This is a genomic window from Catellatospora chokoriensis (assembly GCF_011297315.1).
Taxonomy (GTDB): domain Bacteria; phylum Actinomycetota; class Actinomycetes; order Mycobacteriales; family Micromonosporaceae; genus Catellatospora; species Catellatospora citrea.
Map to the genome: position 1 here is coordinate 19,461 of NZ_JAAOTI010000006.1, position 26,969 is coordinate 46,429.

Annotated in this window: 22 protein-coding genes; 7 read left to right on the forward strand and 15 right to left on the reverse strand. The window is 70.2% G+C overall.

Annotation, left to right across the window (positions count from 1 at the left end):
* Positions 1 to 34: 34 nt before the first annotated feature.
* Together HAV39_RS10870 and HAV39_RS10875 are read right to left on the reverse strand one after the other, a co-directional pair.
* Entirely contained in the window at positions 35 to 532 is a 498-nt protein-coding gene (locus HAV39_RS10870; RefSeq protein WP_191839064.1) for a hypothetical protein, read from the reverse strand.
* Entirely contained in the window at positions 533 to 3,973 is a 3,441-nt protein-coding gene (locus tag HAV39_RS10875) for a CHAT domain-containing protein (protein ID WP_191839065.1), read from the reverse strand. It abuts the gene before it with no gap.
* 386 nt (positions 3,974 to 4,359) lie between these two features.
* Between HAV39_RS10875 and HAV39_RS10880 the strand changes: the two genes are divergently transcribed.
* Together HAV39_RS10880 and HAV39_RS10885 are read left to right on the forward strand one after the other, a co-directional pair.
* A complete protein-coding gene (locus HAV39_RS10880) occupies positions 4,360 to 4,755 on the forward strand; it encodes a hypothetical protein (protein WP_191839066.1) in 396 nt (131 codons plus the stop codon).
* 159 nt (positions 4,756 to 4,914) lie between these two features.
* Complete coding sequence (locus HAV39_RS10885; RefSeq protein ID WP_191839067.1) at positions 4,915 to 6,237, forward strand: outer membrane protein assembly factor BamB family protein; 1,323 nt, start codon at positions 4,915 to 4,917, stop codon at positions 6,235 to 6,237.
* Positions 6,238 to 6,312: 75 nt separating this feature from the next.
* Here the strand turns inward: HAV39_RS10885 and HAV39_RS10890 are convergent, their stop codons facing one another.
* Together HAV39_RS10890 and HAV39_RS10895 are read right to left on the reverse strand one after the other, a co-directional pair.
* Positions 6,313 to 7,746: an RICIN domain-containing protein gene (locus tag HAV39_RS10890; protein ID WP_223124410.1), complete on the reverse strand. Its 1,434-nt coding sequence runs from the start codon at positions 7,744 to 7,746 to the stop codon at positions 6,313 to 6,315.
* A gap of 18 nt (positions 7,747 to 7,764) precedes the next feature.
* The gene (locus HAV39_RS10895; protein WP_244958777.1) at positions 7,765 to 9,183 is read right to left on the reverse strand and encodes a pectinesterase family protein; all 1,419 of its coding nucleotides are present in this window, start codon (positions 9,181 to 9,183) and stop codon (positions 7,765 to 7,767) included.
* Between the two features lie 288 nt (positions 9,184 to 9,471).
* Here HAV39_RS10895 and HAV39_RS10900 point away from each other — a divergent pair, with 288 nt between their 5' ends.
* Positions 9,472 to 10,428 (forward strand): inositol-3-phosphate synthase, encoded by a 957-nt coding sequence (locus tag HAV39_RS10900; RefSeq protein WP_191839068.1) that lies wholly within the window; start codon positions 9,472 to 9,474, stop codon positions 10,426 to 10,428.
* Positions 10,429 to 10,613: 185 nt separating this feature from the next.
* Complete coding sequence (locus HAV39_RS10905) at positions 10,614 to 11,249, forward strand: GNAT family N-acetyltransferase (RefSeq protein ID WP_239120724.1); 636 nt, start codon at positions 10,614 to 10,616, stop codon at positions 11,247 to 11,249.
* A gap of 50 nt (positions 11,250 to 11,299) precedes the next feature.
* Here the strand turns inward: HAV39_RS10905 and HAV39_RS10910 are convergent, their stop codons facing one another.
* Entirely contained in the window at positions 11,300 to 13,519 is a 2,220-nt protein-coding gene (locus tag HAV39_RS10910; protein WP_239120723.1) for a sigma-70 family RNA polymerase sigma factor, read from the reverse strand.
* A gap of 226 nt (positions 13,520 to 13,745) precedes the next feature.
* Here HAV39_RS10910 and HAV39_RS10915 point away from each other — a divergent pair, with 226 nt between their 5' ends.
* Entirely contained in the window at positions 13,746 to 14,381 is a 636-nt protein-coding gene (locus HAV39_RS10915) for a GNAT family N-acetyltransferase (protein ID WP_191839070.1), read from the forward strand.
* Between the two features lie 33 nt (positions 14,382 to 14,414).
* A complete protein-coding gene (locus HAV39_RS10920; protein WP_191839071.1) occupies positions 14,415 to 15,623 on the forward strand; it encodes a cation:proton antiporter in 1,209 nt (402 codons plus the stop codon).
* Between the two features lie 36 nt (positions 15,624 to 15,659).
* Here HAV39_RS10920 and HAV39_RS10925 read toward each other — a convergent pair whose 3' ends face one another.
* From HAV39_RS10925 to HAV39_RS10950, 6 genes are all read right to left on the reverse strand, one after another.
* Complete coding sequence (locus HAV39_RS10925) at positions 15,660 to 16,061, reverse strand: Nif3-like dinuclear metal center hexameric protein (protein ID WP_191839072.1); 402 nt, start codon at positions 16,059 to 16,061, stop codon at positions 15,660 to 15,662.
* A 119-nt stretch (positions 16,062 to 16,180) separates the two neighbouring features.
* On the reverse strand, positions 16,181 to 16,879 hold the full coding sequence (gene bluB, locus HAV39_RS10930; protein ID WP_239120722.1) for a 5,6-dimethylbenzimidazole synthase: 699 nt from the start codon (positions 16,877 to 16,879) through the stop codon (positions 16,181 to 16,183).
* A gap of 156 nt (positions 16,880 to 17,035) precedes the next feature.
* A complete protein-coding gene (locus tag HAV39_RS10935; protein ID WP_191839073.1) occupies positions 17,036 to 17,206 on the reverse strand; it encodes a hypothetical protein in 171 nt (56 codons plus the stop codon).
* Positions 17,207 to 17,258: 52 nt separating this feature from the next.
* Positions 17,259 to 18,299 (reverse strand): enoyl-CoA hydratase/isomerase family protein, encoded by a 1,041-nt coding sequence (locus HAV39_RS10940; RefSeq protein ID WP_191839074.1) that lies wholly within the window; start codon positions 18,297 to 18,299, stop codon positions 17,259 to 17,261.
* Between the two features lie 306 nt (positions 18,300 to 18,605).
* Complete coding sequence (locus HAV39_RS10945) at positions 18,606 to 19,127, reverse strand: hypothetical protein (RefSeq protein WP_191839075.1); 522 nt, start codon at positions 19,125 to 19,127, stop codon at positions 18,606 to 18,608.
* A 355-nt stretch (positions 19,128 to 19,482) separates the two neighbouring features.
* Complete coding sequence (locus tag HAV39_RS10950) at positions 19,483 to 20,154, reverse strand: GOLPH3/VPS74 family protein (RefSeq protein WP_191839076.1); 672 nt, start codon at positions 20,152 to 20,154, stop codon at positions 19,483 to 19,485.
* Positions 20,155 to 20,382: 228 nt separating this feature from the next.
* On the opposite strand from HAV39_RS10950, the gene HAV39_RS10955 reads away from it, so the two are divergent.
* Positions 20,383 to 21,888, forward strand: a complete 1,506-nt coding sequence (locus HAV39_RS10955; protein ID WP_239120721.1) for an APC family permease — start codon at positions 20,383 to 20,385, stop codon at positions 21,886 to 21,888.
* A 75-nt stretch (positions 21,889 to 21,963) separates the two neighbouring features.
* Here HAV39_RS10955 and HAV39_RS10960 read toward each other — a convergent pair whose 3' ends face one another.
* From HAV39_RS10960 to HAV39_RS10975, 4 genes are all read right to left on the reverse strand, one after another.
* A complete protein-coding gene (locus HAV39_RS10960) occupies positions 21,964 to 23,937 on the reverse strand; it encodes a primary-amine oxidase (protein WP_191839077.1) in 1,974 nt (657 codons plus the stop codon).
* Between the two features lie 117 nt (positions 23,938 to 24,054).
* Positions 24,055 to 24,519: a hypothetical protein gene (locus HAV39_RS10965; RefSeq protein WP_191839078.1), complete on the reverse strand. Its 465-nt coding sequence runs from the start codon at positions 24,517 to 24,519 to the stop codon at positions 24,055 to 24,057.
* 103 nt (positions 24,520 to 24,622) lie between these two features.
* Entirely contained in the window at positions 24,623 to 25,513 is an 891-nt protein-coding gene (locus tag HAV39_RS10970; protein ID WP_191839314.1) for an aminoglycoside phosphotransferase family protein, read from the reverse strand.
* Positions 25,514 to 25,627: 114 nt separating this feature from the next.
* On the reverse strand, positions 25,628 to 26,950 hold the full coding sequence (locus HAV39_RS10975) for a hypothetical protein (RefSeq protein WP_191839079.1): 1,323 nt from the start codon (positions 26,948 to 26,950) through the stop codon (positions 25,628 to 25,630).
* Positions 26,951 to 26,969 lie beyond the last annotated feature (19 nt).

Consider the following 26,969-nt stretch of genomic DNA (forward strand, 5'->3'; position numbering starts at 1 on the left):
CTCGGTATTCACCGACGTAGGTTTTCACTACGGCTCACATGGGCGGCAGGCTGCGCGTGATGGTCTTGGCAAGGACCGAGGCGGGTCCGTGCGGATCGGTGTACTCCACGGTGAGCGTCTCCTCGAACGAACCATCCGGACGCCGGATCGTCGTCCGCTCGGTCCGCTTCACCCCTCCGGTTCGGAGCAGGTACAGCCCGTACATCACCCCGAGCACGATCATGCCGACCTCGATGACGGGGAGCTTGGCCTTGGCATCCTCCACGATCTCGACGATGCGGTCCTGCTCACCAGGCTCATCCCACGCGCTGGCCAGGAAGAACAGGGCACTGTTCTCCAGCAGCGTGGGATCCGACGCCAGGCGACGCAGGTCGTCGTCCAGTTCGGCACCCCACGCCTGCTCCAGCGTCCGCCGCATGTCCTCCGCACTGAGGTCGTCGAGCCGCTCGCCCAGGTAATAGAGCACGCTCTGATGCACGGTGTCCGGATCAACCGCACGTTCCGTGAGCATCGAGGTGAGAGACCCGTTCATCTACCAGTCGCCTTCCAAGGTGAGGGACCACGCGAGCCACACGGGCAGACCTGCCTGTTCGGCCTCAAGGCTTGCCAAGCGTAACGCCGCGGCCGGGCTGGTACCAGAAAGGACAAGCTCGCGGCACCGATCGAGGATCGGCAGCACGGGCGCGGCCAGGACGTTCCAGCGCGGCGCGACAAGCGTGCGCAAGCCTCGATGCCGCAGCGCACTGTAGAGGCCGCACTGCTGCCCACCCCGCAGATGATGCACGCCGCTGGAACAGGCAGCCGACAGGATCATCCGGGGCGCCTTCTCGACCTTCGTGGCAGCCCTCCAGTCATAGAGGTGGGCGCGGCCCGCCGGGCTCGCCGCTGCCACGGAGTCACCGGTGGGCGCGCTGCCATTCGCCGCCAGCAGCAACGTGACCGAACTGCGGCCCTGCTCCACGAGGCCATGGCACATCACCGAGCAGATGTCCGCCTCCTGCAGCACGCGGCCGACTCCCGCGGCGTCAGCGCCTTCGAACACCGCAGAAGTGAACGCCATGCCCGCCCGACGCGCATCGTCCTCGCACCTGCCCAGGGACTCCGTCAACGCGGTCCGGACCAGAGCCGACTCGCCATAGGTGGGCACGCAGACCGCACCCATGGTCGCGAACGCGGCCGGCTCCTCCGGGCGGGCGAGCAGCGATCCCCAGCTCGCGCAGTAGGAGAAGGTCCAGTGCGGGGCGATCGCCTGATGCCACGGCAGCCGGTACCGCGCGGGTTCGATCATCACGACGTGATCGGTGTCCGTCAGGCGGCCGTGAAGGCGTTGCCTGAGTCGTTCCGCGACATCTCGCCAACGCGGCTCGTCCAGAGGGTCGCCCGGGCGGCGCGGTAGCCAGCGCTCGAGGCGCGTGTTGAGTCGGGTGGCCAGCGGACGCAAGCCTTCGAAAGTCAGCAGCACCTCCGTCCGCGGTGTTCTTCCCGCCTCGAGCACGGTCACGAGGACGACGTTCTCGTCCTCGCCCGTGCTGACGCATTCGACGACCGCGGTACGGCCGAGACGATGACGTTCAGAGAACCGCCTAAGGGTCTCGTCATCGGCCAGCGGGCTCGGTCCGAGCATGCGCCGTACCGGATCCCGCCAGAGTTCGTGCAGGACACGCAGCAGCGGGAGGGGCGCTCCGATCGTGAACAGCCGCCTGCTGACGAGCGCGACGTCGTCGCGTCTCACCAGCTCGACACCTGCGGCCTGCTCGAAGTCCTCGAGTTTCGCGACAGCCCGTCCGATGATGTCATCGGCGTGGCGGATCAGCGCGTAAGCCTGCGGCAGGTCGCCCAGCTGCACAGCCTGCACGACGGGAAAGACCAGGCTCTCCAGCGGCGGGTCCACCTGGTAGACGGTCGACGCCTTCGCCCTGATGTCGCGCCAGGCCGACCAGGTGTCCGCTCCGTCGAGTTCCAGCTGCATCGCCCGTGCCCGTTCGGCCTGTAGGTCCACGTGGCAATCGCCTCGCGCACCGGCTGCCGCGCTGAGCTCGGGCAGGCCGCCCAGCCAATCCGCGTGATCCGGCGCAACGCCCGGTTGCCGGCGCAGCTGTTCCAGTTGCGCCATCGCCAGGTACACGCCCGCGAGCGGGCTCATCGCCGCGGGCCGCACGGAGGATTCGGGCGGCCGTCCATCGGTGATCGCCTCCACGAGCGCGTCCGGGTCGATGACTCCCATCGCCACGTCCCAGAGGTCCTCCCGGGCGTCCCGGCCGTCGCGCAGCCGCCCGTACTGAAGCTGCGCTCTCAGGATCGGCGTGACGCCCGCCGAGAAAGCGACCGTGTGAGCGAGGCCCTGCTGAAGCAGCTGAACCGCATCCCCGAACCGGCCGACCGCGAAGTACGCCGGCGCCAGCATGACGGCCACATGAGGAAGCAGGCTGGGCCTGAGCCCGGCCCACAGCTCTTCCATCAGCGGGATGGCCTGGTCCACATGTCCCGCCTCGAACAGCGCGCTCGCGGCGACCATCTTGTGCTTGTGGCCGAGCGGATGGAACTCCAGGTCGTGAATCCAGACTTCGAGGCCGTCGACGCCTGCCAGATGTTCGGCACGCAGGTCCGACATCCACTGGTCATGTCTGCGGACCTCTGCCAGAGCCCGATCTGCGTGCCCGCCCAGGCACCATCCCTGAACTTTCAGATCCGAGAGTTCGGTCCGGTGGAAGACACCCAGGTCACCAGACACCGGAACCCCATCGACCAGCTCCAGCAGGACCGTGGGATGGCGCCCCTGCAGCAGCGCCAGCGCCATCGTCATGATCGTGTTGTAGCCGCCGATCCTCGCCGTCAACAGCGCGGCGAGTTCCGCGAAGTCGGCGGGATCGCCCTCGTACCCGAGGCGAGCCCACAGTTCCTGGTGCTTGCCGATCGACGTCAGCTGCTCGGGCGGCGATGTCTCGATCAGCGCTATCAGCATATCCGCGGGTCCGTTGTCGGGGCTCGACGCGGTGAGGGTGAAATTCGCGAAGATCCGGTCGGCAAGGTTGGTGTGACCGGCATGTCGGCAGGACCTTTCGATCCGGGAGGTGAAGTTCGCCCAGCGCCGGTCTGATATCCGCGAGCCCGACGGCGGGCCGGTGAACACCACGATCGCCAGTTCGATACACGGCCCCAGGTCCGCGGCGTCGACGGTGGCACGTGCCCGCTGTTCGCCGATCCGTGTGCGTGCCGCGAGCGAGCCACGGCGCCGGGTGTCGTCAGTCCGCAGCTCGAACCAGAGATAGCTCCTGGCCCACTCGCGCCCGGACGGATTCCGCAGACCCGCGTGGTGATACAGCGACGCTTCCACTGCTCGGGCACGGTATGACCAGAGGAGGTTGTCCGTCTGCGCCTCCTCCGCCAGCATGTCCAACTCTTCGGTGAACATGGCCAGCGCCCCACCGATCGGGACCGTGCCGTCGATGAAGGTGTCGAGGTCCTCCTCGAACGAACCGTGCAGCGGACGGCGGCTCCATTCTCGGCAGAGGCGCAGCCAGACAGTCACCTGGACGATGGCAAGCCCCTCCGCCGCGTCGTCGGCGAATACGACCGACGGCAGGGCGCCGGTAAGGGCGATCGCGAGGGCGGTGAACACCCCGCCCGTCAACGCACGCCAGTCGTCGCCCTCGTCGGCCTCCGGCACGGTCAGCAGAGCAAGGACAGGCCGGATCCGCTCCCGCAGCATCGCGGCGACCAGGAACTTGAACCGCTCGACCGAATCGGCGTCGCGCCCGACGCCGTTCCACCCGAAGCGTTCCACCAGACCTTCGGCGATGCCGGGCCAGTCCGGAAGGTCGCAGAGTGTATCGGTCAGAACTCCCATGCGCTCGGCGGAGGCCCAGAAGAACAGCCTCGACGGCAGCGTCGTCGGATGCCGGGCCGGGCATCGGATCACGTCCAAACCACCGCGCAGCAGTTGCGCCACAAGCTCGACATCGGTGTCGACCACCAGGACCCACTGACCCTCGTCGACCAGAGCGCCGCATCTCGAGCACCTCATCGACACATGGTATCGACGAACATGCGCAGTGTGCTGCCCGGAAATCGACGGATCCGCAGGCGAGCAACCGCGTCCCCCGACGTCGGCGACGGGCCGGCCGAACACAGCAGGGCCGCACCCCGGCGGAGCGGCAGGAGAGCCGGGTCCGTCCTCTGCAGACGCGGAGTATCCGAAGCGGCAGGATCGTAGCCACCGGACCCGACGATCGCCGACCCGACTTATGTCAAAGACCGTGCGTGCGCCCACGCGGCCCGTCCGCCTGGAGCCGCCAACCCGGAGCGGTCCGGGTCCCTTGAGGGACAGCGCCACCGGCAACCGTGTCCCCATAATGGAGCGTGCTCACGCGCAGGTGCTGCCGCATCGCGGCCGTCGTGTTCTTCCTGTTCACCGCCTACCCGCTGGTCGTCAAGCTGGCCGAACACCGGCTCGCACACGACTGGGCGCACGTGGTCCTGCACCTGCTGTCCATGCTGGTCGCCGTATACGCCGGCTGGCTCGCCGCGACGGAACTGCCGGCCCGGCTGTTCACCTGGGCGGTCGGCGTCGGGTACACGCTGCTCGGCACCGTCGGCTGGTTCATCGACGGCCTGCTCCTGACAACGCCGGTGGCAATCCCGCTCGCGCCCGTCGACAACGTCTTCCACCTGGCCCTCGGACTCGCCGCCCTGGCCGTACTGGCCCGCGACCGCCACATCCGCACCACCGCCGCGACGAGCGGCCGGACCGGCTGACAGCAACGGCCGTGTCGCCCTGGTGCATGCCCCTGCCCCCAGACCCGGGCAGTGACAACCGCTGGTACCTCCCACGGCGTTCCACCACGCGACGGCAGGCCGCCTCACGGCACCGGCACATCACGCAGGCACGATCCGGCAGGCAAGGGAGCGACGACGGTGAACGGGGAACCGACCTCCGGCACGACCGCGGTCATCGACCTCGGCGCGGGCTGGCAGGACCACCAGACCGGACCCGCCCGGCCCGGCCTGCGCGCCGCCGTGCTGCGCCCGCTGGCAGCCGTCGCCGCCGTGATCCTGATGCTGGCACTGGGCGGTGGGGCACCGGCACGCCGCCTGGACGAACTCGCCGCCATCAGCCTGTCCCCGCAAGGCGACTTCCAGATCATCGGCGACATGCTGCTGGTACGCGACGTGGACCGGCTCGCCGGCTACAGCCTCGACGACGGCACGCAGCGCTGGAAGATCACGCTGCCGGGCACGGCGGGCAGCGGCCTGATGCCTGCCGGAAGCGCACCCGGCGTCATGGTGACCGAGATGCAGGAAGCGGCCACGAACCGCCGGACCACCTACGCCGTCGACGTCGGGACCGGCGCGATCCTGTGGCAGGACGGCCTGCCCATGACGACGCTCGCCGACGTGGCGGTAGCGATCTGGTCGGCCGACGCGGACAAGACATCGATGCAGATCACCGTCCGGGACGTGCGCACCGGCCGGCAGCGCTGGAGCGTGCAGAACGTCCTGCCCGCGATCGACTACGCGGCCCTCATCCGCAGCGAGGCCGAGCTGCCGGTCTGGACGCTGCAGAGCACCGGGGAGCTGACCGCGCGTGACCTGCGGGACGGGCGGGTGCTGCGCCGTCACCGGATAGACCTGGGCAGGTCCGTGCCGGCCGACCTGAGCGTCAGCGGCGACGAGCTGACCATCGAGACCGCACTGGACGGTGTGAACACGACGGCGCGCTACTCCACCGCCGACCTGGCACCCATCCCGCTCACAGCGCCGTACGTGGGCCGCACCGACTGCGGCGCGTACTGGTGCACGCAGTCGCAGTCGGTGGAGCAGACCAATCCGAGCCCGGTCGACATCGTGGACAAGGCAACCGGCGTCGCGCACCGGCGCTTCGTCGGGGGCAGCTTCGTCGTGCCGACACCGCTCGGGCTGCTGGTCGCCGGCCCAGAGCTGGACGGGAGCGGGCCGCCTGCCGTCGCACTGCTCGACGCGGCCACCGCACGCCCGCTGCTCGACGTCACGGGATGGCGTGTGCACCTGACCTTCGCCGCGCCGGGGGCGGTGCTGGTCCGCGGCACCGGCCGGGGGCCGGGACAGGTCGCCTGGCTGACCCCCGGCGGCCTCGACCTGGCACAGCTGCCCGTGCCGGTGGAGCGATGCGTCTTCGCAGCGCGGGCGGTCGCACGCCCGCGCCCCACCGGCACGCTGACGGTCTGGCGCCTCGCCCGGGGACACGGCGACGCGGCATGACCGAGACGGTATGACCGAGGCGGTGGACCGGTCAGCGCTGCCCGGAACTGCGCTGACCGGTCCGCGACCGTCGGGTCAGCCGATGTCGGCCTGCGGCCCGGCGTACGTGCGGAGCAGGTTCGGCACGTCGGCCGCCGCGTCGAGGGTGTAGGCGTAGAAGCTGCTCGGCGTGAACGCCGACCCCAGCGTCTGCTGCTTGCCGGTGCAGTTGACGAGGATGCTGCCGCTCTGGCGCAGCTGCGCCGTCGAGTCGGGGTAGAACGGGTCCTTCACGTTCTCGAAGTAGCTGTTCTCCAGCACCATCTTCGTCGCGCCTCGGGCGTAGTTGCCGTACGAGGCGACGTCTTGCAGGTAGTTGTTGTACAGGTGGGCGTAGGCCACGTTGTCGGTGCTGGGGTTGCGCTGGTTGGTGTCCTTGATCCAGTTGTGGTGGATCGTCATGCGGGCGGTGACGTTGTCGGTCCAGCCGATGCCGAACGCCTTGTTGTTGCTCGACAGCACGTTCCAGGAGATCGTCAGGTAGCTGGTGTCCTTGCGGCTGTCGATCAGGCCGTCGTTCATCCGCGTGATCGTGTTGTGGTCGATCCACACGTGGTCGGCGGTGTCCATCTGGATCCCGTCGTAGTCGTACACCTTGTCGTCGGGGTCGTCGTCGGCCATCTGCGTGTCGCGGATGGTCAGGTTGCGGATGATGACGTTGCGCACGCCGGTGCCGAGGAAGAACCCGCCGCCGACGATGTGGCCGCTGGTCCCGACCCCGACGATGGTCTTGTTCGAGGCGACCCGCAGCTCGGTGCCCTTGGGCGTGACGGTGATCGCGCCGCTGACCCGGATGACGTAGGGCTCGGCCGCGGTGACATAGCGCTGCAGGTCGGCGAGGGTGCTGACGGTGACGGTCGCACCGGCCGCGCCGCCGGTGGTGCCGCCGCCGGTCGAGGCGAACCCGTCGGGACTGTTGGACCACGTGCGCCCGGCGACGCCGGTGAACGCCCACTGCTTGTTGGTGTTGGCGGTGCACGTCTCCTGGATGATCGCCGCGCCGTTGGCCGTCGAGGCGTCCTTGAGGCTGACGCACAGCCCCGAGTGCACGCTGATGATCTGGTACGTGTTCGTTCCGCTCGCCACCAGGCGCCACTGCTGGTTGGCCTGACTGGACACGCACCCGTACTGCTGCAACTGCACGCCCGACGCCGTCGACCAATCCGGGATGTCGACGCACTTGCCGCTGCTGACGTTGACCAGCTGGTAGTTCGAGCCGACCGCAGTCAGGCGGAACTGCTGCCACGGCGAGTTCGCCGTGCAGCCCCACTGCTGCAACAACGCGCCGTTGGCCGACGACGCCCCTGGCACGTCGACGCACTTGCCGCTCTTGGTCACCACCAGCTGGTACGCCACACCGGTGGCGGGTGCTGCCTGGGCGGGTGAGGACGGCAGGGCGACGAGGGCGGCGAGCATGGTCGCGGCGAGCGTCGTGAGGGCGTACCGCCGCCTGGTTCTGATCTTGTTCATTGCTCTTCTCCTAGGGGGTCAGCCGACCGGGTTCCAGCCGTCGGTGCCGGCGAGGTACTTCTGCGGGGTGTGGTTCGGGGCGGCGGCGTCCGACAGCTGCGGCCGGTTGCCGTTGGTGCCCGCGCCGGAGCCGGTGTTGCGGTATTCGAGGAACCGCGCGTTCTGCCACGTGTTGCCGGACATGTCGGTCCACGGCTGGGCGGTGCGGATGGTCGCGGACAGGTTCGATTCGCGGAACAGCACCTGCGCGGCGGGCCCCCAGGGGCGGCCGAGCTGGGTGACGCCGTTGGCCGCGCCGGTGATCGTGCAGCGGTAGACGAGGATGCCGTAGGCGTTGGCCGGGTCGGTGCGGGCCGCGGTGATCGGGCCGCCGCTGGTGCGCTTCTCGTGGAGGGTGCTGGCGTTGAACACCGCTGTGCCGCTGCCGAAGATGAAGTCGACGGTCCCTTCGACGTACGAGTCGACGATGTAGGCGCGGTAGTTGTTGAGCAGCAGCGTGTCCTGGTTGCCGAGGAACCGGACGTTGTCGAACACGGCCCGGTCGCCGTTGAGGTTCGCGGCGACGGCCTGGCTGCCTTCGCCGTAGTCGTTGGCGATGGTCAGGTTCACGGCGCGGAAGTCGCGGCCGTTGACGAACACGGTCGCGCTGCCGGAGGTGCCCCAGCCCCCGGCGGAGCTGTGGTTGTTGACGATGACGGTGTTGCCCGCCGACCCGCCCAGGCCTTGCAGGGTGAGGTTGGGTTTGTTGGCCGGGATGGTGACGATCTCCCGGTAGGTGCCGGCCTTGATGGTGATGACCTGGCGGGTGGTGCTGTTGGCGGGTGCGGCGTCGACGGCGGCCTGCACGGTGGTGTACCGGCCGGTGCCGTCGGCGGCGACGGTCGCGCCGGTGCCGCTGCCGACGCCGGTGAACGCCCACTGCTTGTTGGTGTTGGCGGTGCACGTCTCCTGGATGATCGCCGCGCCGTTGGCCGTCGAGGCGTCCTTGAGGCTGACGCACAGCCCCGAGTGCACGCTGATGATCTGGTACGTGTTCGTTCCGCTCGCCACGAGCCGCCACTGCTGGTTGGCCTGACTGGACACGCACCCGTACTGCTGCAACTGCACGCCCGACGCCGTCGACCAATCCGGGATGTCGACGCACTTGCTACTGCTGACGTTGACCAGCTGGTAGTTCGACCCGACCGCGGTCAGGCGGAACTGCTGCCACGGCGAGTTCGCCGTACAACCCCACTGCTGCAACAACGCGCCGTTGGCCGACGACGCCCCTGGCACGTCGACGCACTTGCCGCTCTTGGTCACCACCAGCTGGTACGCGATGCCGGTGGCGGGTGCCGCCTGGGCGGGCGACGGTGTCATCGCCGACGCTGCGCCCTGCGCGGCGATCGCGAGCACAACGGCCAGCCACAGCCTCGCTCTTGTCGGTTTCCCTGGCACTGCTGTTCCTCCTTCTCGAACGGTCGGGCCCCGGTGTCGCGTCGCGTGGCGCACCCGCGGCGGTGCCGGATCGGCCCCTGTTTCGATATGAAGACGGCACGACGTCGGGCGCGATAACAGGAACGGACGCGAATTTTCTCGCCTGTCCCGACAAAGTCCGCGCACCTCGGACGCTCACGCCGCGCGCTGCCGGAACACCGACCGTCCGCGTGCGACGGTGCGTGCCCCTCCACCACGGGCACGTGGCCAGGCCAGGCGGACCAGCGGTCGGCGCGGTAACCTCATCCCATGATCGAAAGAGCCAGGGTCGCCGTCGTCGGGGTGGGCAACAACGTTTCGGCCCTCGTCCAGGGGGTCGCGTTCCACCGCGCCACCGGCAGCCTGGTCGGCGTCTGCCGTCCCGAGGTCGACGGGCTCGGTGTCGGCGACATCGACTTCGTGGCCGCGTTCGCCGTCTCCGACGCCAAGGTGGGCGCAGACCTCTGCGACGCGGTCTTCATGGCGCCCAACAACTTTCCGCGTATCACCATCGAGCTGCCGCCCTCCGGCGTCCGGGTGCAGCGGGGCCTGACCGACGCGAGCGAGGTCGACCGCGTCGCCAATGCGCTCACCGGAGCGGAGGTCGTGCTGTACTCCGCGCCGTCGGGGCGGCCCGAGGTCGCCCGCGCGTACGCCGAGGCCGCCCTGCGCGCCGGGGCGGCGTTCGTCAACACGACCTCCGACGTCGTCGCCCGCGACCCGCAGTGGATCGAACGGTTCGAAGCCGCGGGCCTGCCACTGCTCGGCGATGACCTGACCAGCCAGTTCGGCACCTCGATCGTGCACAAGACGCTGCTGCGCCTGCTGGAGGAGCGAGGGCTCACGCTGACGAGCTCCTACCAGGTCAACCTGGGCGGCACCGAGGACATCCGCAACCTGGCGAGCAACGGCGGCAGCAAGAAGCAGTCCAAGCTCAACGCCCTGGGCTCGGACCAGTCCACCGCAGGCAGGATCGAGATGGCTCCGATCGGGCACATCGCGAACCTGCGCTCGGAGAAGGTCGCCTACCTCAACATCGAGGCGCAGGGCTGGGGCGAGACGTCGGTCAGCCTCGACATCAAGCTCAAGGTCGACGACCCGAGCGGTGCCGCGGGCGTCACCGTCGACCTGGTCCGCATGGCGGCCGGCGCGCTGCGGGCCGGGCGCGGCGGCCACGTCCCCGCCGCCGCGGCGATGCTCAAGTCCCCACCCGGCACAACAGCCTGACCGGCGCGGACATCCCAGGCGATCTGCCGCCGGGCCGCGGGGCGGAATTCCGTCGGCACTCGTCGACGGGTTCCTCGCCGCCACCGGCCCGTCACCCCGTAACCCGTCCCGGCGACACCAGCCCGGACCCTTGTCCGTGAAAATCGGTAGTGGCGGCCCTCTGGCCTACGAGTAGTCTCCTGCGGATGATCTCGCATGAAGTAACAGAAGTGCTCCGCGGCTGGGCGAAGGGTTTGGCCGCGGTCAGACGCAATTCCGTGCCCGTCGAGACCGCGTGGGGCCTGCGGATCGACGAGGTCCGGCCGAAGACCCGCGCCCGCTGCCTGGTGTTTCGCGACGACCTTGACGCGGTGCGCAGCGCGGCGGATGACGCGCCCGCCCCGCACGGGGTGGTCATCGTTGTCGCCGCCGAAGATGCGGCAGCGGCCCTGCTCGGGCCGGCCTGGCAGAGCACGCCGCCGGAGCCGATCATGACGACCGCGCTGCGGCAGATGCCGTCGAGCGTCCCCGCCGGGTATGACCTCAGCACCACGTTGGACGCGGGCGTCGTCAACGTGCGCGTACATTCCGAGGGCGAGGTCGTTGCGGCAGGGTTTACCGCAGTTGTGGACGGTATCGCCGTCGTGGACCGTGTCGGCACCGATCCCGCGCATCAGCGCCGTGGTCTGGGCACAGCGGTGATGAACGCATTGACCGTCGCGGCCATGGACCAGGGGGCTGTGAGCGCCGTACTTCATGGGACAGAGGAAGGACGGGCGCTCTACGAGGGCCTCGGCTGGCAACTGCACTCAAAGATCACGAGCTTCACCCACGCCGCATAGCCCCGTACGGCGGAACGCGCGCGGAAAGTGGTACCGCACCTGACGATCGGTCACGACGCCGCGCGGCCGGTGCCGGCCAACGCTGCGCCCGCGGTCATCGACGCGCCCATCGTCTTGTCCTTGCGGTTGAGCAGGAACGTCGTCGGCGGCAGCCCGCCGGAGGGGGCGCGTTCGCCGCGGGCGGTGGCCGGGTCGCCGCTGCGCAGCACCGTGGTCGCCCAGCCGTCCTGGCCCCACGAGTTGTCCGCGTCGTCGACACCGCCGCCGACCTGGACGTCGCGGCCGTTGGCCAGGGCCAGGTTGTTGCGCAGCCGCGCCGAGGAGTACAGGAACGCGAACCCGGTGCCGCCGTTGCGGTAGGCGGTGTTGTTGGTGACGGTCAGCCGCCCCGGGTTGCTCGCCTCGGTGAAGCCGTACCCGGCGTTGTCCCAGGACGCGTTGTCGACCACGACGTGCGCCACCGCTGGGGCGGGCGCGCCGCCGCCGAGTTTCAGGCCGTTGCCGGGGCCGTTGAACGCGGCGATGTCCCACCTGTTGTGGCCGTTGCCGTAGGCCCAGTTGCCGACGACCGTCACCGGGTCGGTGAAGTTGCTCAGGTCCAGGCCGTCGCCGGAGTTCTCGGCGAACCGGCACCCGCGCACGACGTTGCCCGCCCCGGCGCCGTTCTTGATCGCCAGGCCGTCGGCGCTGCCCCCGCGGTCGACGGTGTCGTGGTTGCGGGCGAAGTCGCTGTCGAGGACCTGGTTGCCCTGCGTGCCCGCATCGCGCAGGGTCAGCGCGGTGTCGCCGTTGTCGTGCAGCCACAACCTGCGGAACACGCTGTCGCGGCAGGCCCGGCACACGTAGGCGTGGCTGGGCGCGTTGCGCATCTCCAGGCCCTGCACGGTCCAGTACCCGCCGGTCTGGGTGATCAGCCACTGGCCGCCGGGCAGCGCGGAGCCGTCGATCACGGGCCGCTCGCCGACCAGGTTGCTGAGCGTGATGCGGCGGCTCGCGGTGCCGCTGGTGGTGATCGCGACGGTCGCGGTCGGCCGGTGCGTGCCCGCGCGCAGTGCGACGACCTGCCCCGGCTGCACCACCTGCACGGCTCGGGCCAGGGTGGCGTAGGGCCGCTCGGCGGTGCCCGGCCCGGTGTCGTCGCCGTCGGCGGCGACGTAGATGTCCGCGCTGGTGACACCCTCGGCCGTCACCACGTGCCGGGCCGCCGCGGACGGCGCCGACGGCGACGGCGATGCCGTGGCCGGTGAAGCAGGTGCGGCGCTGGTCGCGGGCGCGGCCTGCGGAGGCGGGCCGGGTGCCGGTGGCCGGCCCGCCGGTGGCGTGGTGCCGGAGACGGCCAGCACCGCGGCGGTGGCCGCGGCGACCCCGACGCCCGCGGTGCCGATGACCTTCAGGTTGAGGTATCCGACCACGCGGCGCGCCGCGTCCACGGCGACGGCCACCGTGCCGAGGCCGCCGCCCGACGTCGACGCGACGATCTCCGGGAGCCGCCCGGCCAGCAACGCGGGCACCGGCAGCAGCCACGGCAGGGCCAGGACCCGCACCGCCGGGACGCCACGGCGACCCGCGAGCAGGCACGCCTGGCAGGCGGCCACGTGCCGGCCGAGCCGTTTGAGCCAGCGCGGCTCGGCGGTGCGGTCCCACGCCGCGGCCGCCTCACCCAGGCCGGGGCAGTGCGGCGTCGCGCGCAGCGCCCGCAGCACGGTCAGCGCGAGGTCGAGCCGGGCCCGCATGCGCTGCACCCGGACGGCGGTGTGCGCCGGGCTCAGCGACAGCGCCGCCGCGACCTCGGCGCGGGTCATCGCCCCGGCGACCTCCTGCGACCACAGCGCCAGGACCTGCCGCTCGGCCGGGTTCAGGAACCCGGTGGCCTGCGCGATCAGGCGCAGCTCGCGGTCCAGGTCGACGCGGTCCTCGGCGAGGGCGGCGACGTCGGCGGCGGGGTCGGAGGGCTCGTCGACACCGGGGTCGATCGGCTGGGCGGCGCGGGTGCGCTGGCGGGCCAGGCGGCGCGCGCGTTCTTGGATCTGGCTGACCGCGATCGACACCAGCCACGCCTTGAACCCGTCGGCGTCGCGCAGCCCGCGCAGGTGCCGCACCGCGCGCAGCATGGTCTCCTGCACCACGTCGTCGACGTCGGGGTCGGCGCCCAGGGCGCGGCGGACGACCGCGTACACCAGTGGCAGGTGATCGCCGAGCAGGGACTCCAGGGCATGCCGGTCGCCGGCGCGGGCGGCGGCCACGCGCGCGGCATCCGCCGTCGGGGACAAGGCGCGTTCAACTCCTCGGTACGCGTGTCGCGACCGGGACCGGGCCGCTCGGCAGGTGCCCGACATGGTGACATCCGTGAATGTTCGCTGTAAAGCCGAACTAACAGGCTCGGACCGTCAGTGGCTGCCGGCGATGGCAGCGCCGGCCGGCTGGGGTGCGGCCAGGACGTGCCGTCCGCACGATCGAACCTTGGCCAGGCTGCGCGCGTACTGGACAATCCCGCACATGCTCAATGATCTTCGCGGTGCCGCCGCGGTCCGCCTCGACTGGCCCACGCGGGCCGACGAGCAACTGCGCGGCGAATGCCATCGGGTGATCGCGGCCGTCGTCGAGCTGGGCGGGGCGATCGGCTGGCTGCAGATGCCCTCGCGCGAGAAGACCGACGCATGGCTCGACGCGATCCTGCAGACCGCGGGCACGGGGCGTGGCGGCCTCGCCGTGGCGCGGGTCGACTCGCGCGTCGAAGCACTCGGGGCCTGGCTGGCCGGACCGCCCGGACCCGTTGGCCACGTCGCGGAACTGACCAAGGTGATGGCCCATCCGGACGCCCGGGGCCTCGGACTGGGCAAACGCCTGGTCCGCGCCCTGGCCGACGCCTGCGCGGACGCCGGGATGGAGGTGATCACCCTGGGCGTACGCGGCAACAACCACGGCGCGATCGCACTGTACGAAGCCTGCGGATTCCGCACGTGGGGCGTCCTGCCCAACGCCGTCGCGGTGGACGCACTGCGCTTCGACGACGTCCGCATGTTCCTGCCGCTGCCGCTGCCCGCGGGAGTCCGCATCCAGGGCTCGGCGGCGGGCGGCCCCGGAGGTTCCGGGCGCGGGTCCTCACCGACTTCCCACCAGAAAAGGGACTAAGTCCCTCAGAATGGGCAGGGTGAGGAGTCGCCCGTGCTCGCCGTACTGATGCTCGGCCTGGTCCTGGTCATCTGGGCCATACTCGCCCGACCGGCCCAGCGCTACAGCGTCACCGTGCCCATCGCCATGGCCGCCTCCGGCCTCATCCTCACCAACGGCACCAACCCCCTGGTCAACGTCGAGGTCACCGGCCCCGTCGTACGCCACCTCATCGAGATCACCCTCGCCCTCGTCCTGTTCACCGACGCCACCGACATCAGCATGCGATGGCTGCGCGAAACCGGCCGCGTACCCATGCGCATGCTCTTCATCGCCTTCCCGCTCACCGTGCTGCTCGGCTTCGCCGCGGGCGTCCCCCTGCTGCCCGGCGCCGGCTGGTGGGTCTGCGCCATCTGCGCCGCCGTACTCGCCGCCACCGACTCCACCCCGATCCTGCCGCTGCTGCACGACCGGCGCCTGCCCGCCGGCATGCGCCACACCATCACCGTCGTCAGCGGCCTCGACGACGGCATCGCCGCACCTCTCGTCCTGCTGCTGCTCGCCGGCGCGATCGGCACCGACGACCTGGAGAGCGTGCTGCTCGAACTGCTCATCGCGCTCGTCGCCGGACTGGTCACCGGATACGGCGGGGCCAGACTGCTCACCATCGCCCGCCAGCGCGGCTGGAGCACCGAGGAAGCCGAACGAGTAGGACTGCTCGCAGTGGCGATCACCGCGTTCGCGATGGGCGAGGTCCTGCACGGCAACGGCTTCGTCGCCGCGTTCGTGGCCGGGCTCGCCGCCCGCGCCACCGCACCGCATATGCCACGTGCCACGCTGCAGACCGTGTCGGACGCCGCGCTGGTCCTGTCGGCGGCCGTGTGGTTCGTGTTCGGATCGCTGATCGTGCCCGCGTTCATGGACGGCCTGGAGTGGCGGGTCTTCGTGTACGCGTTCCTGTCGCTGACGCTGATCAGGATGCTGCCGGTCGCGCTGTCGCTGCTCGGCAGCCACGTGCCCTGGCGCGAACGCTGGGCACTGGGCTTCTGGGGTCCGCGCGGGCTGGACAGCATGGTGCTGGGCATCATCGCCCTGGAGCAGCTGTCAGGCCTGGACGCGGACTGGGTCGCCGACGTCGTCGTGGTCGTGATCAGCCTGAGCATCCTCATCCACGGGCTCAGCGCCCGCTACTTCGCCCGCTGGTGGGACCGGGACCGGCGCACCCGCACGCCGGCGGACACGACCCCGGCCGAGCCCGCCTGACACGACGGACGCGCGCTCAGGCCCGGCGGGTCGCGTTCACCGCCACCAGTGCGGTTCGCGCAGCGGCTGGACGGTGACGTCGAAGTTCTCGGCGAACCAGCGGGCCAGCTGCGTCTCGATGACCAGGTGCTCACTGGCCGCGTGCGACACACCGAGCAAGGTCATACCGGTGGTGGCGGCGAAGTGGCGAACGGCGGCGAGCTTGCTGCGCCCGTACTCGCCCTCGATGCGCACATGCAGCTCGCCGGTCAGGTACGCCTGAGCACCCATACCCTCGGCCAGGGCCATCTGCTCGACGTGATCGCCGACCCCGCCGACCACCGCGACACGCGTCACCGCGTCACGGGTCGCACCCTCGACCTCGACGACGTCCACGCCGAAGATCTCCCTGGCGCGCCGCACCAGGGCGGCGCTGCTGACCGGGGCGATGTCGGCCACCAGCCCGGCGTGCCCGTCCCCGTAGGGCCAGAACCGGCCGACGACGGTGCCGCATCCAGATCAAGTGGCATCCCGGCACCCTGTACGTCGGTGACGCGCGGGCGATCGCGCTTTCCCCGCTACCGGTGGACCACCTGCCGACAAGCGCTGCTGCGCGCCTGCCAGCCGACTCGTTCCAGCTCGGGAACCGCGGACTCGCCCAAGGGCCGACCGAGGCAGAGATACGCCACGAGCTTCCAATGCCGCGGTACGTCGAGATCGTCGGCCATCCGGTCCGGATCGATGATCGACACCCAGCCGACACCGATGTCATGCGCCCGCGCCGCCAGCCACAACGTGTGCACGGCAAGAGCCGTCGAGTACCGGAGCATCTCCGGCATCGTCCTGCTGCCCAAGCCGTGCCCCTGGCTCGTGTCCTCGTCACAGAAGACCGCGAACTGCCGTGGGGCCTCACGCAATCCCGCGAGCTTCAGGTTCGCATAAAGTTCGGCCCGCTCGCCTTCGTAGCCCAGCAAGGCACGGGCGTTGGCAGCCGAGAAGTTCGCGACGACCGCACCGCGGTATCGAGCCTCATCGACAGAAACGAACCGCCAAGGCTGCGAGTTGCCGACGGACGGAGCCAGGCACGCCAGATCGAGAAGGTGCTCGACCAGCTCGTCACTGATGGGCTCGCGCGCGAAATGGCGAACGTCGCGCCGCCATCGCAGAAGTCTCTCGAACTCGCCGGCGAACCCCTGCGTCACACTCAACCCGGAGCCTCCAGGCGAGCGGCCGTCGTCGCTGGAACGGGTCGTGCACGACGGCTGATCTGTCGTCACCCTGCCGCCCCTTTCCTGCCGGGTTCAAGCGCCGAACGTCCACAGCCCTCTTGGGGGTCGCCTCGACACGTCCGCATTCTCGAAATCGCGCGCTGCCACCTCCGGCGCACGCAAGACGCCGTTTGGGATCATACGGCGACGCGATGCCGGGGCAGGTCATCGGCTCTTGCGGCCGCCGCCGCTCGGGGCCTTCCCACCACGGGACGCGACTGCTGCGAACAGCTCCGGTGCGCCGCGCAGGTTGTCGGCGCCGAACTCCGCCCGCCGTCCGTCCCGGCGGATCACCACGTACCACATCACGTCGGCGGGCGGCGCGTTGCCTTCCACCGCCGGGGCAACCTGCGGGCTCCGCGTCGCCGGAGGGGCCGGATCACTGCTGTCACCCGCAAAGGTCGAGGTCGTCGGCCGTGGGAGCGAAATAGCCGGCAACCGTGTCGACGTCGACACCGGCGAGGTCGGCCGGCTTCCAGTGCGGGCGGCGGTCCTTGTCGATGATCTGGGCGCGTACCCCTTCGGCGAAGTCCACCGATCTCAGCATCGCCGCCGACAGCCGGTACTCCTGCTCCAGCGCGGCTTCCAGCGTCGGCAGCCGAGCGGCGGTGCGCAGCGAGCGCAGGGTGACCACCAGCGCGGTCGGTGACTTGGCGGCGATCTCCTCGGCTGCGGCGCGTGCCGCCGGGGCAGGGTCGGATCGCAGCCGGTCGAGGATCTCCAGCACGGAGTCGGCGGCATAGCACCGGTCGATCCACTCCCGCCCGGCGGCCAGTTCGCCCTCCGGCACGGCGAGCGCGTGCGAGGCCACGGCATCGGCGGCGCCGGCGCCGGCCAGCGCCCCGGCCAGCCGGGACAGCCGCTCGGCGGGCACGAAGTGGTCGGCGAGCCCGGCGTGGACGGCGTCGGCGGCCCCGATCGACGTCCCGGTCAGGGCCAGGTGGGTGCCGACCTGCCCGGGTGCGTGCGACAGCAGCCAACTGCCGCCGACGTCGGGGTGGAAGCCGATGCCGACCTCCGGCATCGCCAGCCGGGAGCGTTCGGTGACGATCCGTACGCCGGCGTGCGCGGAGATCCCGATGCCGCCGCCCATCACCAGGCCGTCCATCCAGGCCACGATCGGCTTGCGGTATCGGGCGATGGTGGCGTTGAGCCGGTACTCGCGGGCCCAGAAGTCCAGTGACGCGCTGCCGCCGGACACCGCGTCGGCGTGGATCGCGCGGATGTCGCCGCCTGCGCACAGCCCGCGATCACCGGCACTGGTGAGCAGCACCGCCCGGACCCGGTCGGAGGCGGCCCACAGATCGAGGGCCTGCTGCATGATCGTGACCATCTCGGTGGTCAGCGCGTTGATGGCCCGTGGCCGGTTGAGGGTGATCCGACCCAGGTGGCCGGTGAGCCGGGTCAACACCGGCGGAGGAGCACTCACGAAGCAGCCTCTCTCGCGACACCGAAGCGGCCGTTCGTCCGACTCCACACGAAGATCATTACGATATATCAGCAGCACATGTCGATGACCGGTGCGACCCGAGCGGGCGAGCAGGGCCAAGGGGACGGGACCAGACCGGGCGTGCGTCCGAAGGCGGCGGTTGGATTTGACCGACGCCGCCTTCGGACTCAGAGATCACTTACTCGCATCCGCGGAGTCGCTACGGCTCACAGGCGGGTGTAGTCCACCCGTTGCCCGGCTCCCTCGCGGCCAGGAAGCGGCTCAGCGCCTGACAACGCGCATGGCTTACGCGAACGTCGGCCCGATGTCGCCTGATTCATCATCGTTGTCGCCGTACCAGACGTTCGTGCACTGCAGGGCACCGGATCGGCGCAGGCAAACACGGATCCAGCGGTGCGCGCCGTCCATGTCCTTGATCGTTGCGCTACTACCAGTGAGGGTCTTCTCACAGTAGTCCCAAGTGCCCTGCGTCTGCATCCAGCTCGTGGACTGCCAGTAATATTCTGCCGTTCCGGTAACCAAGAAGTTGGACCGGTCGACTGAAAGAATGTCACCGGATCGCGCACCGCTGACCTCGGCTTTGACACTCGCGTCGCCTGAATGCGAGTAAAGCTTGATGGTGGCGTTGTGCAGAGTGGCGGGGTAACGCAGGTCGCCCGTGGCCCCGCTCTTGGTGACCTCCTGATAGAGGCCGGTGGCGACTACGCCGATATGGCAGTCTTTAGCTGCTTGAGCTGGAGCGATGGTTGTCGCCTGAACGATTGCCACCGATCCACTCACCAGCATCGCCAGCGCGCTCGCTCGCACAGTCCAGTGTGGCACTTTAAGCATGAATCGCCCTTCTCTTACCTCTCGACGGAAGCAGGAGAGTGTCATGCGAAGTCCATTGCCGAAATACCGAATGTGTAGCGCGACAATAACGCCGCGTTAAAGTCACTGGCCCGCTCGGGCGGGACGGATTAATGATTAATATCTCGTTTCTCCCGCTGGGCCCGAGCAGCGGGAGAAACTGGCCAGAATCTCCAAGTTTCCTGGTCTGGGAACCGCGCCTCGCTCATGTGAAGAGTCCGAGACTCGCGGCAAGCGCCAAAGCTCCGGTCGTACGAGATCGCGACGGTCGAAGGCACGGACGACGTTGAGCGCCGCCCAACCCCCGTGATGGTCAGCGGCGCACCCGCCGGGCCAGAGCCGCCTTCGTCGTCGACACGCCCTTGATGATCGCCTGTTCGGCGGGGTGCATCCGGTCGAGCAGCAGCGCGGAGTTGTACGCCGCCTCGTCCGGCCCGACCGTGGGGATCGCCTCCCACATCTCCATCGCCGCGACCAGCCCCGCCAGCACGGCGTAGTGGGCGTCGGCCGGCGGCTGGCGGCGGCCCGGCGGGTCGCGCAGCACGCCCAGCATCAGCGAGCGCGGCCGGGCCGCGGTGAACGGGTTGACCGCCACCAGGCGGCTCTGCCGGCTGAGCACGCCGCGCTGCACCTCCTCGATCACCGCCTGCCGCTTGAGCCGCTCGGCGACCAGCAGGTACAGGTCCTCGCGGAGGTAGTCGATCCACGACGCGGCCGGGTGGGTGACGGGTTCCTGGGCGGCGACCTTGCCGAGCACGTGGTCGAGGACCGGGTCGCCGGTGAACGTGGGCGTGGTGCGCACCAGCACCGCGCCCTCCTCCAGCGCGATCGCGCGCTGCCAGCCGAGCTCGATCAGCACGGCGGCGGCCAGGCCGAGACCGAACACCTCGTCGCCCGCGTGCCGCTTGCCGGTGTATTCGTGGTGGCCGATGAGAAACAGTTCGTCGGCCACGGCGAACCTGTCCGAAACGGAGAAAGTCGACATGGGGATCCTATGTGATCACTACTCGGCGGGAAGGTCGTTTCCGCATGCCGCGACGCATGCTCTCGTCCGTGCAAATTGGAAAGGCTAGTGGACTTCGCTGATCCGTTCAACTGCACAGACATAGACAATAGCGAACTACATTAACGAAGCGTTACGTGTATTGATCCATGTACCTGCACGCATTACTATGCACCGACCGTTCACCCCGAAACCAGGACTAGAGGAACCATGAGCACCTCTGAACAGACCCGGGGAGCCGCGATCCCCTCGGGCGCCTCGTCGCCCTTACCGCCCATGCTGGCCCCCGCCGACCTGGGCCTGGCCCGCCGCCGGCTCAGCACCAGCTCGCTGGTCTTCTTCACCGTCTCGGCCAGCGCGCCGATGACCGTGCTCGCCGGCGGCGTCGTCGCGACGTTCGCCGTCACCGGCTCGGTCGGCGTGCCGCTGGCGTTCCCGATCGTCGCCGCCGCGCTGGCCCTGTTCGCCGTCGGCTACGCCGCGATGAGCCGGCACGTCGTCAACGCGGGTGTGTTCTACGCCTACGTGTCACAGGGACTCGGCGGGGCGCTGGGGGTCGGCGCCTCGTTCGTGGCCCTGCTGGCATACAACGCCATCCAGATCGGCCTCTACGGCCTGTTCGGCGCCGCGCTCGGCGGGTTCGTCGAGGCCAACGGCGGCCCGGCACTGGCCTGGTGGGTATGGGCACTGGCCGCGCTCGCCCTGGTCGCGATCCTGGGCCTGCTGCGCGTCGACCTCAACGCCAAGGTCCTCGCCGTGCTGCTCATCGCGGAGGTCGCCGCCGTCGTCCTGTTCGACTTCGGCGCGCTCGCCAACCCCGCCGGCGGCGCGATCACCTTCGACGGCCTCGACCCGGCCAACCTGTTCGGCCCCGCCATCGGCGGCGTGCTCGCCTTCACCGTGGCCGCGTTCGCGGGCTTCGAGAGCGCCGGCGACTACGCCGAGGAGGCCAAGGACCCCCGCCGCACGGTGGCCCGGGCCCTGTACGTCGCCATCGCCATCACCGGTGTCCTGTACGCGCTGTCGGCGTGGGCGCTGACCGTCGGCGCGGGCCCCGACAACGTCGTCGCCCAGGCTCAGGACCCCGCCGCGGGGCTGCCGTTCTCGCTGATGGCCGCGCACTTCGGCGACACCGTCGCCAACATCGCGAACCTGCTCCTGCTCACCAGCGTGTTCGCCGCGCTGCTGTCGTTCCACAACACCGTCGCCCGGTACCTGTTCGCCGCCGGACGTGAGAAGGTGCTGCCCGCCGCGCTGGCCCGCACCGGCCGGCGCACCTCCGCGCCGTTCGTCGGCTCGCTGCTGCAGACGATCCTGGCCGTGATCGTCGTGGCCGTGTTCGCCGCGCTCGAACGCGACCCGGTGCTGGAGCTGTTCACCTGGCTGTCCTACGTCTCTGCCGTCGGCCTGCTCGTGCTGATGGTCGGCACGTCGGTCGCGGTGCTGGCATACCTCAACCGGCACTCCGGCGCCGAGACGCTCTGGCAGCGCACCATCGCCCCGGTGCTGGCCACCCTCGCCCTCGGCGCGATCACCGTCATGACGATCGTGAACTCCGACGCGATGCTGGGCGCCGAGGCGGACTCGCCGCTGCGCTACATCCTGCCGGGCCTGGTCGGTGTCGCCGTCGTGCTCGGCGCGCTCTGGGGTCTGGTGCTGCGCTCGGCGCAGCCCGCCGTGTACGACCGCATCGGCAAGGGCGGCCCGGCGGAATGAGCCGCGCCCCACGGGGGCCGCAGAAGTGAAGGACGGGGCGGACGCCGACGCGTCCGCCCCATCCTTATGCCCTGTTCAGGACGAGCAGCAACCGCCGCCCTCCCCCTCGGCCGCAGGCGACGCGCAGTGCGACGCCGTCGAGGCCGGCACGTCCAGGGTCGGGTTGCGGTCGAAGAAACCGACCGGCTTGAGCGTGAACCCGGCCCGGTCCACCGGCATCACCGGCCAGTCCTCGGTACGCGGGAAGTGCGTCAGCCCGAACGTGTGCCACAGCACCACGTCGGTCGCCGTCAGGTCCCGGTCCTGCGCCGTCCACGCGGGCAGCCCCGCGCCGCCGGCGTGCTGGTTCGGCAGGTCCCCCGAGGGGTAACGCTCCGCCGGGTCGTAGCGGGTCACCCACAGATGGTGCGTCGCGAACGCCGCCCGCTGCGAGATCGACGCCGACGGGTCCGCGGCCAGCACCGGCTGGCCCTGCGGGTACAGCGCGTAGCCGACCGGCTGGCCCAGCCGGTTGTGCTTGGCCGGGTTCACCACGTGCCAGGCGCGGGCGCTGGCCGGCTCGGCCATCCGCGCCCCCTGCGACTCCCGCTCCACCGGCGTCACCAGCTTCGTGAACGCATTGCCGTGCGGGTTGTCCGGCCCGACCGGCAGCCGCTGCAACTGCACCTCGTTGACCGTGTTGGCGACACCGTCGACGGTCATGTCCAGCCGCGCGCACCACATGTGCTGGTGGTACGGCCCGCCCAGCCCCGGCGCCACCTCGTCGGCGAACGGGCTGCCCGGCACGTACGACGAGGTGAACATGACCCCGGTCGCCTTGCACTCCAGCTCGATCGTGCCGTCCAGGTACAGGTACCAGTAGAAGCCGTAGTCGTAGTTGCCGACCGTCACGAAGAACGAGATCACCAGCCGCCGCTGCCGGCGCGTCTCCGACGAGCCGGTGAACAGGTCGGTGTGCTTCCACAGCACCCCGAAGTCCTCCTCGTGCATGCAGATCGCGTTCGGCCGCGTCTGCGGCTCCCCCAGGTCGTCGGCGACCACCGCGTCGAAATAGTGGATCTCGCCGAGGCAGTCGCAGCCCAGCTGCAACGCGTTGACCTGCGCCCCGAGGCTGTACTCGCCCGCGTCGAAGTAGTTCTGCCACCATCGCGCCGGCGACGGGTCCGCGTACGGCACCACCATCTCGGCGATGCTCGCCCGGTAGATCACGTCGCGGCCGTTGAGCGACAGCTGGTGCAGGGTCAGGCCCTCGCGGGCGTCGAACCCGATCCGGAACTGCCAGCCCTCCCAGCTGACCACGTCGTCGTCGACGGAGAAGCTCGGCCCCTCCGGCTGGGTGATCTCGATCGGCTTCAGCGTGGTGCGCAGCGGGCCGACATACTCCGGGTCGTCGTGGTTGTGCTCCTGCGCCGGCACCGGCAGCAGCACGTCGTCGATCAGCTCGATCACCCGGCGCTGCGTCAGGTCGACGTAGGCCACCAGGCCGTCGACCGGGTGCGCCCACGGGTGGTCGGCCTCGCGGTGGCGCACGAACGACAGCACCCGCACCATCCGCCGGCCCTGCTCGTCCGGCTTGGTCGCCGCACCCGCCGACAGCGGGCACGGGCACACCAGGTCCAGGTCGGTGATGCCGCGCCGCGCCATCGCCGCCTGCCAGCCCGCATCGGCCTTGACGATCTCGTCGGCGGCGATGTACTCCTCCAGCATGATCGCCGGCTGGCCGTCCCGGACCGGGTCCAGCACCCGCCGGCTGTCCACCTCGCCCTTGGTCAGCGACACCACCGTGTCGGTCGCCACCCCCGTCGCGACGTCCAGCAGGATCACCCGGGCCCGCCGCGGCGCCAGCGCACCACCGGAGTCGAGCACCTCACCCTTGACCGGCTCCTCCAGGCCCACATACGTGAACCGGGTGCTCTCCTGGACCAGCCCGGCGGCACTCAGCACGGCACGCGCCTGGCGCATCTCCTCGGCGGTGAGCCGCGCCAGCGGGTGCGCACCGGCCGGTTCAGGCCGCTGCGAAGGTATCTGGTGCAGCGCGGAAGAACTCATCAGGGCGCCTCTTTCATCAGCAATCTCGGACACGCGAACATCCTCATCGCCGTGAAGTCCAATGTCGAGCCCGAACATCGCACGACGGCGCTCCATGCCGGGCAGCGGCACCCGGCTCTACCCGCGGTCCACCGGTGCGCCAGGGTGTGCCTGCGCGCGTGCTGAAATCGAGACCGACACCAGCACGGCCAGCGCCCAGGTGGCCATGACGCCCCAGCCGACCAGCGCGCCGTGCTCGCGGCCGCCTGACTCGGCGAACTCCACCAGTAGCGCACCCGTTCCGATCACCAGCGCCACGCCGCCGAGGAGCCCGGCGGGAAGCAGGCGACCACGTCTCCAGATGACGTGACCGGCATAAGCGAGCCAGGCAGTGACGGCCACCAGCACGGCGAGGAACACGATGACGACGGCGTGGGCGGTGCCGCCCACGGTCGTGTCGTCTCGACCGGTCAGACTGCCCGCAGCCAGCGCGACGACCGCGAACGTCGCCGTCGCCGCCGCTCCCGTGACGCACAGCCAGGCCGCGACGAGACGAGCCACGCGTGGCCGCATGGTGTGCGGCTTCCCCGATGGTTCAGGCATGGCGGCAGCATAACGGCGCACTGGATGACCATCGATCCCTCCTGGACCGACGACTCCGCGAGGCGGAGGATCCCGTTGCCGACCGGAACCCCGCCCGCGGATGTCATCCCGCGCCCAGGATGCGCGCCACGGTGCGCCGGCCCATCAGGCTCATGGCCGGGTTGCTGTCGACGTAGTACCAGGCCGCGCCGATCGCCTGCTGGAAGGCCCACGCCATGCCCCGCTCCCAGGTCGCGTCGTCGCAGCCGAGTTCGGTGCGCAGCACCTCCCGCGGCCCGGCTTCGAGCAGGTGCCACGCGCCCACCAGGTCCAGCGCCGGATCGGCCGGCCCGAGCCCGCCGACGTCGAGCACCCCGGCCAGCCGCCCGCCGGAGATGAGCACGTTGCCGGGGATGAGGTCGCCGTGGTTCATCACGTCCGGGTCGTCGCCGCGCGGCAGGTCGCGCAACCGCGCCCACAGCCGCCGCAGCCGCGGCACGTCGAACAGCTGCTCGCTGTGCCCGAAACAGGTCTGCACCCAGTCGTCATGTCCATGCAGCTCGCCACCGCGCCCGCCGCCGGTGAACCGCCGCCCGCCGGTGCCGATGGCGCGTACATCGGTGATGAACCGGGCAAGATCATGGGCAAACGCCACCGATTCGCCGGGATCGTCGTCGGAGGCGACGACACCCGGCACCCACGTCTGCACCGACCACGGCATCGGGTACCCCGGTCCGGGCTCGCCGAGAGCCACCGGCTCGGGCGTCGGGAACCGCGTACGCGACGCCAGCTCGCGACCTGCGGCCGCCTCGGTCTCCAGCCCGTGGCGGGTCTTCGCGACGTCGCCGGGCTGCAGCGGCAGGCGGGCGGTGAGCCCGTCACCGATCCGGAAGATGGCGTTGACCGTGCCCTGCGAACGCAGTTCGGTGACCGGCAGGTCCCGCCACTGCGGGAACTGCCGCGCGACGAGCGCGCCGACGATCTGCGACGTCACGGTGAGCTGGTTGGCATGCATCTGCACCCGGGCAGCATCGCCCAACCGTTTCCGCGCGGCAAACGCTTTCGGGTGGCGGGACAGCCGGGCCGGCGCGTTCGACGAACGCGCCGGCCCGGGACGTGCATACCGCGATCAGAGTGCGGGGATCGCCACGACCTCGCTCACCGTCTTCAGGAAGCCGGTGTCACCCGGGTAGACGGCACGCCAGTACACCGCGCCGGGCATGTCGACTCCGGTCACCTCGAACGAATGCTGGTCGGTGAAGGTGGTGTGGGTGCGCCAGCCGTCGACGCCGTTCGCCGAGTACTGCAGCTTGATGTCGAAGTGCGCGGGCGAGCGCCCACCGGTGAAGGCGAAGTTGCCGTACACGCCGATCCGGCCCTGGTCGTAGCGGCCACCGTAGAAGCTGGTGAACGCCGAAGGCTGCCGGACCGTGAACAGGCGGGACTGCCCGAAGCCCGGCTGGACGTAGGGGTCGACGACGCCGTCTGGCGTGTACTGGACGTGGGTCACGCCGATGTAGCCGTTGCTGACCGGTGTCGTGGTGTAGCTGAACCGCCCCTCGGCGTCGGTGGTCACGGACTCGACGTAGTCGCAGCTGTACTGGTCCGTGGACGTGCAGAAGCTGACGAACGCCTCGACGCCCGCCAGCGGGGTCCACACTCCCGCGACCTTCCAGGTGATCTGGCCCGTCGCGGTGAGCGACTCACCGCGGGTCAGCTTGGCCTTGTCGAGATTCACGCTCACGCGGACCGGCCGCGGCGAGACGGTGACCCGCAGCGGTTCGGACTGCGCACGGGTGTGCATGGGCTGGGTCAGTCCGTAGTCCGCCCAGACATCCTCGGACTCGTAGACGATCTCGATCGTGCCGGCGAACGTCCCGTCGGGTTTCGTGATGACCTCGACGAAGTTGAGCGTGCCCAGGACGTAGACCCGGGCGCCGGCGACGGGCGCGACGACGCCGGAACCGGGCCGGCGGCCCAGCAGCGTGCCGCGCATGGTCACGGTCCGCTTGTCGTACGTGGTCGACGTCCGGTTCAGGCTCACGTTGTCGAAGTACGTGAACATGGCGTAGTACAGCTCACCGATGCCGTCCTGGCGCACGTGCGTGCCGTCGGTGTCGGTGACCTCCACATCGACGCTGTAGGCCCCGAGGTCGTCGAGCACGATCGGGGTGCTCGCCCAGACGCCGTCGGCGGCGGTGCCTGATCGCAAGGTGAACGCGTCGACGGTGGCGACCTCCTGGCGGGTGTCGGAGGTGAGGATGTGCGCCGTGATGGCACTGACCCCGTCAGCTGCGGTCGCCGAGACGAGCAGCGTCCCGTAGTCGTTGCCGTAGTCGCTGTGCGCCCAGTTCACGACCGGCTGGTCGGCGGCCTCGGCGGCCACCGGTGCCGTCAGCGCGGCCGCCGCGCCGACCGCGAGCGTTGCGACGAGGGATCGGATCTTTGGCAAAGTGGCTTCCTCCCCGTGA

What these genes read in the sequence shown, in the direction of transcription:
- HAV39_RS10870 (WP_191839064.1), bottom strand. Translation starts at nt 532, where the DNA reads ATGAACGGGTCTCTCACCTCGATGCTCACGGAACGTGCGGTTGATCCG.
- HAV39_RS10890 (WP_223124410.1), bottom strand. Translation starts at nt 7,746, where the DNA reads ATGAACAAGATCAGAACCAGGCGGCGGTACGCCCTCACGACGCTCGCC.
- HAV39_RS10900 (WP_191839068.1), top strand. Translation starts at nt 9,472, where the DNA reads ATGATCGAAAGAGCCAGGGTCGCCGTCGTCGGGGTGGGCAACAACGTT.
- HAV39_RS10905 (WP_239120724.1), top strand. Translation starts at nt 10,614, where the DNA reads ATGATCTCGCATGAAGTAACAGAAGTGCTCCGCGGCTGGGCGAAGGGT.
- HAV39_RS10915 (WP_191839070.1), top strand. Translation starts at nt 13,746, where the DNA reads ATGCTCAATGATCTTCGCGGTGCCGCCGCGGTCCGCCTCGACTGGCCC.
- HAV39_RS10950 (WP_191839076.1), bottom strand. Translation starts at nt 20,154, where the DNA reads ATGTCGACTTTCTCCGTTTCGGACAGGTTCGCCGTGGCCGACGAACTG.
- HAV39_RS10955 (WP_239120721.1), top strand. Translation starts at nt 20,383, where the DNA reads ATGAGCACCTCTGAACAGACCCGGGGAGCCGCGATCCCCTCGGGCGCC.
- HAV39_RS10960 (WP_191839077.1), bottom strand. Translation starts at nt 23,937, where the DNA reads ATGAGTTCTTCCGCGCTGCACCAGATACCTTCGCAGCGGCCTGAACCG.
- HAV39_RS10965 (WP_191839078.1), bottom strand. Translation starts at nt 24,519, where the DNA reads ATGCCTGAACCATCGGGGAAGCCGCACACCATGCGGCCACGCGTGGCT.
- HAV39_RS10970 (WP_191839314.1), bottom strand. Translation starts at nt 25,513, where the DNA reads ATGCATGCCAACCAGCTCACCGTGACGTCGCAGATCGTCGGCGCGCTC.